Origin of the sequence: Marinobacterium lacunae (assembly GCF_000705555.1) — a bacterium.
GTDB classification, from domain to species: Bacteria; Pseudomonadota; Gammaproteobacteria; order Pseudomonadales; family Balneatricaceae; genus Marinobacterium_D; species Marinobacterium_D lacunae.
Window position 1 is genome coordinate 123,955 of the sequence record NZ_JMQN01000048.1, and the last position, 14,609, is coordinate 138,563.

2 protein-coding genes are annotated in these 14,609 nt (G+C 63.0%); both read left to right on the forward strand.

All coding sequences use genetic code 11. From position 1 onward, the window contains the following. Nucleotides 1–36 precede the first annotated feature (36 nt). Nucleotides 37–9,801 carry a non-ribosomal peptide synthetase gene (locus tag ADIMK_RS17070; protein WP_036190800.1) on the forward strand — a complete coding sequence of 3,255 codons (9,765 nt, stop codon included), beginning with the start codon at nucleotides 37–39 and terminating at the stop codon, nucleotides 9,799–9,801. Next, nucleotides 9,798–14,546, forward strand: coding sequence for a non-ribosomal peptide synthetase (locus tag ADIMK_RS17075; RefSeq protein WP_036190801.1), 4,749 nt, complete (start codon nucleotides 9,798–9,800; stop codon nucleotides 14,544–14,546). The genes ADIMK_RS17070 and ADIMK_RS17075 overlap by 4 nt, the downstream gene beginning before the upstream one ends. Nucleotides 14,547–14,609: the final 63 nt, after the last annotated feature.

A 14,609-nucleotide genomic window follows, 5' to 3' on the forward strand; every position in this document is an offset into this window, starting at 1 on the left:
CCTGCATATTGCCCAAAGATCCATGTCGGAGGACGGATGCAAACCACCACGCTTATCGACCGTATCGCCCAATGGGCGCTGCGCACCCCGGATGCCGTTGCGGTGAGCGATGGCACCCAAAGCCTGAGCTACAGCGAACTGGAGCAACAGGCGTGCCGCATCGCTCACGTACTTTTTCAACACCTGCGCGATCAACCCGAAACGTCCCGGAAGCAGGAGCCGGTCATCGCGCTGTGTGTATCGCGATCCGTTGAGCTCTTCCCCTTGCTGCTGGGCATCTGGAAGGCCGGCGCCGCCTACCTGCCAATCGATCCGTCCACCCCCGTCACGAGGGTGCAGACAGTGCTTGAGGACAGCGGCGCGACGCTGCTGATCGCCGACGCCGAGATCCTCTCCGCAATGGCCGATCAGGTGCCCTGCGAGGTGATCGGGCAGCACCGGCTCGCGATAGCACCAGCCACCGCGGAGTCTGCGCTGCCGCCACCGCGTCCGTCGCAACTGGCCTATATAATCTACACCTCGGGCTCACAGGGTCTGCCCAAAGGTGTGGCGGTGGAGCACCGGGCCCTGCAGCGCCACATCGAGGCTATGGCCGGATTTTACGGCGTCACCTGCGAGCAACGTCTGTTACACCTGCAGTCGATCAGTTTCGACGGCGCAACCGAGGCCTGGCTGTTGATGCTCACGCAGGGTGCGCAACTCCACATCAGCCCCACGTCTGTGCTGGCGCCGGACGTGCTGTTCTCCCGTCTGGTGCAGCTGAAAATCGATACCCTCGGTATCGCACCCGCCTACCTTCAAGAGTTGGTGCAGTATCTGGAGCGACACAATCTGGCGCTGGGTCAGATCCGTTTCCTGACACTGGGCGGAGAAGCCTCTCCAACCGAAAACCTGCACAGCCTGCGTACCCGCTTTCCCAATGCGCGCATCAGCAACGGATACGGCCCAACCGAAACGGTTATCACACCGATGATCTGGTCCTCCCCGGCGGACGCCTCGACCCTGCCCGAAACCCGCTACCTGCCCATCGGCACAGCCATCGGGGCACGTAACGCCTACCTGCTGGATGAACAGATGCAGCCGGTTGCAGAGGGTGAGGTGGGTGAGCTTTACCTCGGCGGCGATATCCTCGCGCGCGGCTATCTGAATCGTCCGGGCCTCAGCGCCCAGCGCTTTATGCCGGACCCCTTCGCCAACCGCCCCGGTGCACGCCTCTATCGCACGGGCGATCTGGTGCGCCAACACGCCGACTACTGCGAATTTATCGGTCGCAACGACGATCAGATCAAGCTGCGCGGATTGCGCATCGAGCCCGGCGAGATCGAATCCTGCCTGCGTAGCCACGAGGCTATCGAAGAGGTCTGCGTACTCGCCTCAGGTGATAAGACAGGCAAGCGGCTTATCGCCTGGTATGTGCCAAAAGACCGGGACGCTACAATCGGGGAAGCCGCCCTGAAAACCTACCTGAGCGAACGCCTGCCCGACTGGATGGTGCCTGCCGCGCTGCAACCGGTATCCGAACTGCCACGCCTGAGCAGCGGCAAACTCGACCGTCAGAGTCTGCTGGCCAGCACCGGGCGGGCGGAATCAACACCCTCGGTCAGCAATAGATCGACGCCTACGGATCGCGTACTGCGGCTGCGTGCAATCTGGGAGCAGCTGCTTGAGCGCCGCGACGTTGACTCCGCGGCGTCATTCAGCAGCCTTGGCGGCCACTCACTGCTCGCGTTGCGCCTTGTCCACGGTATCGAGATTGAGTTCGGCGTGCGGCTGTCACTTGAGCAGTGTCACCTGCATGTGAGCCTTGATCAGCTCGATCGCACACTGGAGCGTGCCATCAATGAACGGCGGGATGATCACCGGTTACCGATTATCGCCTCACAGATGCGTGCAATCGAAACCGGCAGCACCGACCAGACCAGGGACGACTCAAACGCTACCCAACTCGCCTACCGGTTCTGCCTGCTCGATAACCATCAGCGCGAGGCGTTGGTCGGTTCCCTGCAACAGACATCGGCGGACTTGAGCCCGCTGCCTCCGCTACCGCTGACACCTCCGGCCGACACCGGCTGCGTCGAAAAACCCAGCTCGCCTTCGCAACAGCAACTCTGGCATCTGTGGCTGGCGGATCCGAACAATGGCGACTACCGGATTCCAGCGCAGCTTGAGTTCACCGGTACCCTCGATGTAACCAGACTGCAAAGCGCGCTGGAGTACATCGAGAGACAACAGGAAGCGCTGCGCACCCGTTTCCGGGAGCGTGAGGACGGTACTCTGATGCAGGTAATCTCGCCGCCTGGCGGAATCGAGTTGGCGCAGATGAGCGTCGATACCCGATCTCAGGCCGCGCTTGATGCGCTCATTGCCAGGGAACAGGCACAACCGTTCGATCTGGAGCAGGGGCCGCTGTGGCGCTTTCAGCTGATACGCTGTACGCCAACACGACACCTGTTGCTGATCTGCGCCCATCACAGCGTCAGCGACGATCACTCCATGACACTGCTGTTCCAGATGCTCTGTGCCCGGTTGGGCAACAGCCAGTACGAAACACAGTCCGCTTCTCCGCTGGTCACTCAGGGCGACATGGCTCTGTGGCACGACTATTGGCTCCGCAGTGGTGTCGAAGCACGGGAGTTAGCTTATTGGCGTCAGCAATTTGCCGGCCGTGAGGATGCAGGGCTGCCCGATTTTCCCACCCACGCAATAACCACCACGGACGGTGCAGGCAACACACAGGTCCGTTGCGCACAGCAGTTATCGGAAGCATCGACACAGGCACTGCACCGGCTGTGCAAGACACACAAGGTCAACCTGCACACCCTGTGTCTGGCGGCACTGGAGTGGTCTCTGGCCCCCTATGCCGCGGGGCAGCCGTTCGATATCGCCTTGCCGGTATCACTGCGCCAGCACAGCGAACTGGCCGATAGCATGGGATTCTTTGTCGACACCCTCGTCACGCGGGCCGATCCGGCGCCCGAACAAGGCTTTGCCGATCTGCTCGGTTCGCTGCAACAGCAGATGTACGCCGCCCAGCAACATCAGACACTTCCGTTCGTTCGGCTGAACCAGCTCAGGCGCGAGCTGCAACCCAAAGCACCGCGTATCTTCGTCAAATTCACCGAACATCTACCACTGCCGGAAGCGGTGACCCTGAACGATGACCTGAGCCTGAGCCCCTGCGAACAGAACGCACTCCCGGTCCACTATCCATTAACGCTGGATATCGTCGAACAGAAGGGTCGACTGAGTTGTCGGTTCGCCAGCCGCCCGACCAAGGTGTTTGGCGAGACGCTGGCCCGCGGCTTCTCGCCGGAAGCGCTGCACCGGTTCGCCACGCGCTACGCCGAACTGCTCGAACAGCTCCCGGCGCGTCCCGACATTCAACTGAAGGACTACCTTGCCGGGTACGCAAATGAACCCAATCTGCCACCGTTACTCAAGGCCTGGCAGCACCAGCTAAGGCAGGCACCCGAGAAGCCTTTACTGTTCGATAGCAAGCATGGCCTGACCGTACGCCAGGTCGACACTCTGGCGCACAACCTGGCAACCCAGCTGAACCGGTATGCCAATGCCGAGGACGGCGAAACACCCCGTGTCGGGGTTGCGCTGTCGCGTTCCGTTGCGCTGCCGGTAGCGATACTGGCCATATTCAAGGCCGGCGGTGTCTATATACCGCTGGAAACGGATCAGCCCGAAGCGCGGCTCGGTTCAATGGCAGAGCATGCCGGTATAGACCTGCTGTTGATCGATTCAAGCTTTCCCCATGCCCATGATCGCTTCGCGATGCCGGTATTGAAGATCGATCTTGACCACCTGATGGTACCCACAGGCGAAGCCCGATCTCCGTCCCGCCAAAACAGCTACGCCGGGGCCGGTCAGCTGGCATATGTGATCCATACCTCTGGCTCCAGCGGCCGCCCGAAAGGGGTAATGATCAGTCATCAGGCGCTCTGGCAGTATCTTGAAGCGATATCGGCGCACTTGGCGCTCGCGCCCGAGGCACGGGTCGCGCTGGCCTCCACACCGGCAGCGGATCTGGGACATACGCTGCTGTTCCTTGCCCTTAAGCAGGCGCAGCCGTTAGTGCTGCTGCCAAAACAGAGTCTGTTCGACCCGAACGCGTTCGCCCAGCAGATCGAGCATCATCAGATCGATGTCATAAAGCTGGTGCCCAGCCACCTGCAGGCTCTGCTTGAACACGCCGAGCCGACGCGCGTGTTGCCACAACAGGCGCTGATACTCGGCGGCGAGGCGCTCACCCCCGCACTGCTGGCGCAGGTGCGGCGCCTCAAACCGGAGCTGTCGGTGTACAACCATTACGGTCCGACTGAAACGACAGTGGGGGTGGCACTGAACCCCCTGCATAGCCAGGATCCGGCACTGTTTACCGGTTCAGCTTCGGTGCCGATCGGTCAGGCACTGGGCGAAGTGACACTGCACATTCTCGATCGACAGCTGAAACCGGTCGCCGAGGGTGAAGAGGGCGATCTCTATGTCGCAGGTGCCACTCTGGCACGCGGCTATCTGCACCAGCCAGGCGAGACAGCCCGCGTCTTCATTCCCGACCCGGCCGGACACGGCACTCGGCTTTACTGCACCGGTGACCGCGCAGTCCGGCGTGACGGCATCATCAGTTTCCTCGGCCGTCGCGATGACCAACTCAAGATCAACGGTTATCGCATTGATCCATCCGAGACAGCGGCAGTACTGCTAGCCTGCAACGGAGTCCGTCAGGTGCATATGACGGGGGTTATTGACCCTGTACGCCGGCGACCCGCACTCTGTGCCTACGTGGTAACAGGGCCGGACTACGATCATTCAACAGTGATGTCGGCACTTGCAGGGCAACTGCCGGTTGCGGCTATTCCGCACTGGCTCGTTCCCCTCGATACGCTGCCGCTGACAGCCAACGGCAAGGTCGATCGCGCCGCTCTGCCCGCTCCGACCCGTGACCATCAACTGGCCGTAACGGCCCCTACATTGTCCGATGCCCCCCGGAACACTCAGCCGACCGAAAAGCCTGCTGAATCCGCCAGCGGCGCACTGAGCCTGCTTAAGCAGCTGTGCGCTCAGGTACTCGGCTGCGAAGCGGTGGATGGACAGGACAACTTCTTCGCCCTTGGCGGGGACTCCATACTGGCACTGACCCTGATTGCCCGGCTGCGCAAGCAGGGCTGGAAACTGCTGCCCGGCGACCTGTTCAATGCGCCGGATATGGCCGCGGCCGCGGCATCCATGACATCACTTGAACTGGCGACCCCCTCCACCACCCAACATGTGCCCCCCGCCTCCGCCAGGCTGACACTCTCGCCCATGCAGCGTCGCTTTCTGAGCCAGTTGCCGCCCCACGCCGGGCACTGGAACCAGAGCTTGTTGCTGCGCCTGCAACCGGATATGTCAGACGATCGCGTAGCCTGCGCACTCAATCGTGTACTGGCAAACCACCCCATGCTGCGGTGTCAGTTCATCCCCTCCACCGACGGCTCCGGATGGCAAGCGCACATTGGCGACGACAAAACCTTCCCGCTACATACCTGCGAGGTCGCGGACGCCGCGCTGATCGGGGCGCACATAGAACACGCCCAACGCCGTCTCAGTCTGCAACAGGGTCCACTCTGCTGTGCCCTGTTGATACACCAGCCGGCCCAGGCCCCGGAGCTGCTGCTGGTTGTGCATCATCTGGTGATCGACGGCGTTTCCTGGCAAGCGCTGCTCGGTGATCTGGAGATTGCCCTGAACAGTGCCTCAGCGACGTTGACCCCGCCAAGCTGCGAGCCGGCTCAATACGGACGGCTCTGGCAACATCTGCAACAAGCGTCAGCCCCCGACAGCGAGCAGGGCCGTCTTCTTGCCCAGTGGCAACAGGCATTGAGCAACTGCGACGCACAACCGCCGTCACTGCCGAGTCAGGCGACTCACGGCGAGAGCCGACTGCTGAGCCAGCACCTGCCGCTGACACAGACCGAGGCGATACATGAGCGCCTCTATGCCGCCTTCTCGAGTGCCCTGTCTCGCTGGCTGCCGGGCCACACACTGGCCATCGACAGCGAGGGACATGGCCGGGGAGACGCGATGGCAGCGGGTATCGATCTCAGCCATGCTATTGGCTGGTTTACGGCGCTCTACACCCTGCCGTTGCCGCTGCACCGCGATCCTCGAACGGCGCTGAGTGCGCTCAAACCCATACTGGAACGGGCACGCCGCGTCGGTGATCACTTCAGCCTCGCACGCGCCGACTCTTTGCTCAAAAGGGGTAAAGATCAAGGCAGCACGCTGCGTTTCCACTATCTGGGCCGGATCAGCACCGACAACGGCGCCGGACGTCAGCTGGTCCCGATACGTCCGCCGGTGATGGACGAGCGCGACCCGCGTGCCCCATTGCAGTACGTGCTCGATGTCGATGCCCGCGTCAGCGATCAGCAGTTGGAAGTGAACTGGCGTTACCTGCCGGGATCTCTCGCGGCCGCTGATCTGCAACGGCTGACTGACGGCTTTCGCGAAGCCTGGTCGATGCTCGATAATCAGGCCTCTGTCGCCGATGACACCGCTGAGTCCCCGGCGATCACGGACGAAACCCGGCGCTACCCGTTAAGTGCGCTTCAGCAGGGTATGTTGCTGCACGCCATGGACGCCACGCGGGAAGCCAACGGCAACCGGACGGGTGACTATATCGGCCAGTTGCGTCTGACCCTGTGGTTGAGTGATCCGGCCGCGCTGGTCCGTGCCTGGCACAACGCGGTGGCGCGCCATCCAATCCTGCGGACACGTATCCTCTGGCAGCAGGGCGAGTCACCCTGTCAGACGGTATCGCCGTCCGCCAGACTCGATCTGACCGAGATCGACGGCCGCAACCGGGCAAAGACCGGGGAGTGGCTTGAACAGCTCGCCGAAGAGCAGCGCGCGCAGGGGTTCGATCTGCAACAGCCGCCCCTGATGAGGCTGCTGCTGATCCGCCTGCCAACCGATGCCGATTGTGCGCCCACGCCCGGTGCCGAGCGCTACCATCTGATCTGGACCCGCCATCACATCCTGCTCGATGGTATCAGCAGCGCATTGCTGCTGCGCGAGGTACTGGCAACGATCAACCCGAGCGCCGTGACGGCGCAACCGGAACCTTCACCGCACTGCTATCCGGCATTTGTACACTGGCTGGAGACGCAGGACGGCGAGGCGGCGCGCGAGTACTGGCGCCGCAGGCTGCAACCGTTGCATACCCCGACGCTGATCGCACGCCAGTTGCCGCCGCCCGCGACAACGCAGGCCGCGGCAGCAGCCCGACAGAATATCGAGCTTCAGTTAGAGGGGGATAACGCCCGGCGCGTGATAAGCCGGGCGCGGGAGGGTCGAATTACGGCCCACACGCTGATCGGCGGACTCTGGGCCATCCTGCTATCGCGTCTGACCCGCGAGTCGACCGTCAGCTTTGCAACGCCCATATCCCTGCGCCGCGATCAGATCGAGGGGATCGACCGTGCACTGGGCCTGTTCCTGAACACCGTCCCGGTGGTCTGCCGACTCGACAGAGCCCTTGGCGATGGCCGCCCCAGCGCGCTGATCGACTGGTTGCAAACCCTGCAACAGCGCCAGTTCGAGGATTTCGAACACGCCTGGCTGCCCCTGGCCGATATTCAGCAACAACACGACAGTCGTGGCTCGCTGTTCGACTCTATGCTGGTATCCAATCCCGGACTGCGTCAGAGCGATCTGGACCATTTCGGTATCCAGGTCGAGCAGGCGGTGGAGTTCGACACCAACCACTACGCGCTCACCCTGACCTCAAGCCTTGCCGAGGACAGTCTGCATATCCGGTTCGGGTTCGACAGCAACCGGCTGGCATTGGCGCAGGTAGAACCGCTGGTGTCGGCAATGACCCGCCTGCTGGAGCAATTTGCCGACGATCCACACCGACCGCTCAACGAGCTTGATCTCTGGCCACCGGCACCGGATGACACTCTGCCCGAGCAGGCTGCCCCTGCATTGCTACTGCAACGTATAACCGAATTTGCACACGAACGGGGAGATTGCCTGGCCATCGCCACGGCTGATCGACAACTGGACTATGCCGAGCTCGAGCGGCGCAGCAATCGATTGGCACACCGGCTCAACGCGCTGGGCGTGCGTGCCGGCGGCATCGTCGCTATCCAGCAGGCGCCGACGATCGAAACAGTGGTCCTGATGCTGGCCGTGATGAAAACCGGCGCCGCTTACCTGCCGCTGGAGCCGGATCTGCCGTCTGCACGGCGCGAAACCTTGCTCAGCCTTGCCGGTCCCGATCTGCTGGTCAGCGACGATACCGATCCCCCCGCCGGTTATACAGCCGTCACGCTTGAGCACCTGACGGCCTCCGCCGGAGATTGCGACGATACCCGTGCGCCAGAGCCGGTTGCCGGTAGCGGTCAGCGCCGGGCCTACCTTATCTTCACCTCCGGCAGCAGCGGCACACCCAAACCGGTGGCCGTCACGCAGCAGGCACTGGCGCACTACTGCCACAGCCTCAGCGCCCGTATCGGACTGGAACCGGACTGGCGCTGCGGATTGATCTCAACGCTGGCAGCCGATCTCGGCCACAGTTCGCTGTTCGGCGCACTCTACGTCGGCGCCACACTCTGCCCCGCACCCGAACAGGCCATGCGCGATGGCGATACATTCCGCCGCTGGATGCAGCGAATGCAGATCGATCTGCTCAAGGCGGTACCCGGTCATCTGCACGCACTGCTCGATGCCGCCCAGCTGCTCGATGCCTCTGGCACAGGGACACTGCCCCGGCGCGCACTGCTGCTCGGTGGCGAGCCGCTTTCTTCCGCATTCGCCAACCGACTGCTGCAACAGGCGCAGTGTTCGGCACCCGGCATGCGGCTGTTTAACCATTACGGCCCGACCGAAACCACGGTCGGGGTATTGATGCACGCCATCGAGCACAGTATCGAGACAACCCAAGTGCCCTTGGGTACCCCGCTGGCCCACGTACGCCTGTGCATTACCGACAGTCAGGGCGAACCCCTGCCGCGCGGTCTGCCCGGTGAGCTCTGGATCGGCGGCCCCTCCCTGGCCGATGGCTACTGGCAGGCAGAGGAGGTAACCAACCAGCAGTTCGTTGTGGATGCCCGGGGCCTGCGCTGGTATCGCAGCGGCGATCGTGTCTATCAGGATGATCAGGAGCGTTACTGCTTCCTGGGCCGCCTTGACGATCAGGTGAAGATCCGCGGCTATCGCATCGAGCCCGGCGAGATTGAAGCACAGCTGACACAGCATCCCGAGGTCAAAAGGGCACGTGTACTGCTGCACACGTCCGGGGCCGGTGACGGCACGCTGACCGCCTACGTGGAGTGCACACCGACCCGCTGCAGTGAAGCGGCACTGCGCGACTGGCTGAGTGCACGGCTGCCAGCCGCCTGGTGTCCCGACAGCATCCTGCTGCTTGAGCAGATGCCCCTGACCCGCAACGGAAAACTCGATACCCGGGCATTGCCGCCCCTATCTACCGCAGAGGCGCTGCCGCAGCACGCGGCGATACCGCTGAGCGATACCGAACACCAGCTGGCCGGTCTCTGGCAACAACTGTTGGGCGGCCCCCTACCTGAGCGCAACAGCCACTTCTTTGCCTGTGGGGGTCATTCACTGCTGACCATCCGGCTTAACGCGCTGATACAGCGGCATTTCGGTATCAGTCTGCCTGTGCGCCAGCTATTTGAAACACCGCGACTGGCCGATCTCGCTGCAGCCATTGATGCACAGGGCAGGGACACGCAACCACTGGATCAACTGGACGCCCTGCTCGATGAATTGGAGGAGATAGAATGAACGTGGCTTCATCGACCCCAAACGAGCGCCAGAGCCAACGACTGGAACAGGTCGCGCGGCGCTTTCGAGCCCTGCCTGCGGACAAGCAGCAGCTTTTCCTGCAACGGCTCGACGAGCAGGGGATCGCCTTTCATCAATTGCCGGTGGTACCCGATCCGGCACGCGGCACCGACACCAACGCAAGGCGGGAGCATCCCGCCACACCGGGACAGCTGCAACTCTGGCTCGGCTGGCGGCTGGCGCCGGAGGCGGACCCCTACACGGTTCATGGTGTACTCAACCTGCGCGGAGCGCTCGATGCGGATGCCCTGCGGCGATCGGTTGCGTTGCTGGTCTCACGGCATGAGGCGCTGCGCACCCACTTTATTCACTCGGACTCCAGGGGCCTGTTGCAGGTGATCGCCCCGGCGTCCGAATGCGATCACTGTCGTCTGGTGGATGTCAGCAGCGAACATCAAGCCCGCGAGCATGTCAGGCACACACTGCACACCCCGTTCGATCTGGAACGCGGGCCGTTGGTGCGCTTCACGCTGTATCGCTTCGATGATCGCCACCACTGGCTGGAGCTCTGCCTGCATCACAGCATCTCCGATGGCTGGACACTGCGCCTGCTCAACCGTGAACTCGGTACCCTGTATCAGGCGCTGACCGACCGCCCTTCGGCGGACGCCCCGCTGGAGCCTCTGGCGCTGCAATTTGCCGATCTGGCGCACTGGCAACAGGCCTATCTCGATGCCGGTGGACGTGCAATGCAACGGGCGTTCTGGCACTCCCTGCGCCTGCACCAATCCACGCCCATGCCACTGCCCACCGACCGTATGCCAGCCCAGGGTTCAACAGCACGCAAAAGCAGCGCGTGCACCCGAACGCTGTCCCCGGAGTTGAGCAACGCGATACGCCGGGCGTCGCTGGACGGGGCGAGCACGACGTTCAGGGTGATGCTGACGGCCTTAATGGCCCTGCTGTATCACTATACGCGCCAGCAACGCCTCACCGTTGCAATACCCAATGCCAACCGGCACTGGCCCGGCAGCGAACAGGTGGCCGGCTACTGCGTCAATCTGCTGCCGATCTGTGTGGACGCCGATCCCGACCAGCCGCTTGCGCGTTGGTTGAATCAGGTCGGCGCGATGCTGGATGCGGTGCAACAGCATCAGGACCTGACGCTGGAGGAGATGCTTGGGCGTACGGAGCAGCAGGCCGGTGCCGACCCTGACGCGCTGCTACAGGTGGTGTTCAACTATCAGGAAGCGCGTGAGGCGCTGGCGCTGGGCGGGGTGGACGTCGAAGCCCTGGCCGATCTGAGCCGGCCCAGCGCCAAGTTCCCGCTGGCCTGGGGGGTCGAAAGCGCTCGCGATGGCACACTCCAACTCTCGATATTGTATGACGCCAACCTGTTCAGCCCCCAGCGGATCGAACGACTGATCGACGACTGGAGCCTCATTTTGCAGCGTTTTGCCGCCGATAGTCGCCAATCGGTGCGTGCCTCCCTGTTCAACCACCCTCGTCCGGCTTCAGCCAGTGGTGCCGGTGCGTCCGAAGCGGCTGCCCGATCTGGCCTCACGCCCTGGCAGCAGATCGCTGACTGGGCCAAACGGACACCGCATGTAAAAGCACTGATCGGCGACCGGGACTCGCTGAGCTTCAGCGAACTGGACGGACAGGCCAATACGCTGGCCGAACGTCTGCGCCAAGCCGGCATCGGTCGGGACGATCGCATCGCGGTGTGCCTCGAACGGGGAGCCGGGCTGTTCATTACCCTGCTGGGGATACTCAAGGCCGGTGCCGCCTATGTGCCGCTCGACCCCGACTACCCGCCCTCCCGACTGCGCTTCATGCTGAAGGATAGCGGTGCGAAGCGGCTGATTACGGCCTCCGGCCTGCTACCGCTGCTGACAGAGTCCGAGCCGGTAACGGTCGATACCTGGATCTATGAAACCATGCCGGCAAGCCAATCACCGGCCGGCCTTCCCGACACGCACCCCGATCAGCTGGCCTACCTGATCTATACCTCAGGGTCCACCGGTACGCCCAAAGCGGTCGCCGTCAGCGTCGGTGCCATCAGTCGTCACCTGGCGGCCATCGCCGAGTACTACGCCTTTGCGCCCGACGACCGGCTGCTGCACCAAATATCGATCTGCTTCGATGGCGCTATAGAAGCCTGGCTGGGTGCTCTGTCACAGGGGGTTGGAATACACGTAACGCCCCAGCAACCGCTGGGTGCAGAGGCGCTGATCGAGCGCATCAAACGTGACCGGATCACACGACTGGGCATGCCACCGAGCTATCTGTTGCAGATCGTCGAGCAACTTGAGCAACATCCGCAACGTCTGGCTCTGCGCTCGGTGACACTGGGCGGCGAAGCGGTCACCTTGCCGGTGTATCAGCGCATACGGGCCGCGTTTCCCGGCGTCCGCCTGCATAACGGCTACGGGCCGACCGAAACCGTGATCACACCGATGCTCTGGAGCAGTGATGACGCACCGCTACCGGCAGACGACAGCGCCCCCTACTTGCCGATTGGTCGCGCCATCGGCCAGCGCCGACTGCATGTACTGGACCGACAAATGGCTCCGGTGCCGGTCGGCGTCCCCGGCGAGCTCTATATCGGTGGGCCTGAGCTTGCACGCGGCTACCTCGGTCGACCGGGTCTGACGGCACAACGCTTTGTGGCCGATCCGTTCGGGCCACCCGGCGCCCGGCTTTACCGCACCGGAGACCGCGTGCGCTGGCGGGAAGATGGCGGTGTCGATTATCTGGGCCGCCTCGACCATCAGGTCAAACTGCGCGGCCTGCGCATCGAGCTTGGCGAGATTGAGGCGCGCCTGCTGACGATGCCGGCCGTGGCCGAGGCGGTGGTGCGCATCGAAGGTGAAGCACCGGACCAGCATCTGGCGGCACATCTCTCGCCAACAGAGGGGCTAAGGTTTGAAGACAGCGATGCGACCGGCAATAGCGACTGGATTGAGCGCATCAAGGCTCAGCTCAGCCGGCAACTGCCCGCCTACATGCTGCCCTCACGCTGGGCGGCATACGCCCGGTTGCCACGGCTGCCCAATGGCAAACTCGACTACGCTGCCCTGCCGTCACTGGCGGCGAGCGCGGGCCGGGGCACCCCCCCTCAGGGCGATGTCGAACAACGCCTGGCAGCACTCTGGCAACACATTCTCGATGACCGCTCACCGTCGCGCGAAGACCGCTTTGATCAACTCGGCGGCCACTCGCTGAGGTTATTGAAGCTGCAACACGCCATCCAAGAGCAATTCAACCTATCGGTAAGTCTCCAGGCGCTGGTCTCCGCCCCCACGTTGAGTGAGCAGGCCGCTCTGCTGACACGTCAGCGGCAGGCAACGGACGGCATACCTCGGCAACAAAACAACAGCGACAACTTGGTCCCGTTGAGCCTTGGCCAGCGGCGGCAGTGGTTCAGTCACCGGGATCCGGGCGCCTGCGACAACCAGATCAGCTGGCATGTGCAGCTGACGGGCGAACTCGATGTCGCGGCACTGGAGCGGGCATTAGGCCAACTCACACGCCGTCACGACGCCATGCGTCTGGCCTTCCGGCCCAACTGTCAGGGCGATATCGTCCAATACGACAGCGGTATCGACAGTCTGCCCCTGAGCCGGATAGACCTTCGTCCCCTGCCACCGGCCGAGCGAGTTGAGCAGGCACACGCCCTGACCCAAACCTTTCTCGACACCGACATCGCGCCGGACACGGCCCCTTTGTGGCGTATCACGCTCATACAACTGGAGGATAACGCGTTCTGGATGCTCGGTGCCGTCTCGCATCTGGTGATCGACGGCGCAGGGTTGATGCTGTGGATGCATGAACTGTCGGTGCTCTACAACGCGCACCTGAGCGACGAGGATGGCGGCGGCATACGCAGTCTGCATCCGCTTGGCAGTCGCTACCTCGATCATATCGTCGATGAGCTGGAGCGCGCACAGACTAAGGGTGCCGACTGGCAAGCGGCAGTGGCGTTCTGGCGCGCGGAGCTGTTACAGCCGCTCAGACTGGACTGGGGTCAGACACCACCCGTTGATCGCACCGCCTTTCGCTGCCGCCAGACACTGCCCGATGAGCTCTCGGCGCGCGTATTTGCGCTGCATACCCGCCAGGGTATCGATGTCGAAGCGCTGACACTAGGCGCCTATCTCCTGTTGCTGGCCCAGTGCGACCAGCTCGTCGATGACCAGATCATGATCAAGATGCCCCATGCAGGCAGGCGCAGCGAAGCCGGCGTCATCGGTCTCTATGCCGACCTCATCACGCTTCCATTTCAGCTGCAATGTAACGACGCCACTGAGCGCTGGCTGGCGCGGATCCACCGACAGCTGACCCGGGCCAAAGCTCACGCACACCTACCCTGGCTGGGTGTCTGCGAAGCACTGGCGATAGACCCGGAGCATCCGGCATTTGCCAGAGCGGGGTTCAATTTCATCTGGCGTCCGGCACCGAGTCTGGTTGGCTTTCAGGCGGTGAAGATCGAACCGCTGACCTTCGAGCGCCATCGTACGGACGTCGATTACGGGCTGGTGCTGAACCTGTGCCGGGAGACTTCGCAGATCGAAAGCTGCTGGACGCTTGCCTGCGAGCGGGATGCTCAACCGGATGCCGAAATCCGCGCACGACAGGCCGATCGCATGTATCGCGCGCTGCTGGAACAGCTCTGTCAGGCGGTGGAATCGAAAGACCCGCGGCTGTTGGCCGATCTGCTGCAAAGCCGAGTCGAGGCCTGAAAAGCTATTAATTGTGCGTCGGAACTAAATTCTGCCGGCCTGCGTACGTCTTCATGAAAATCG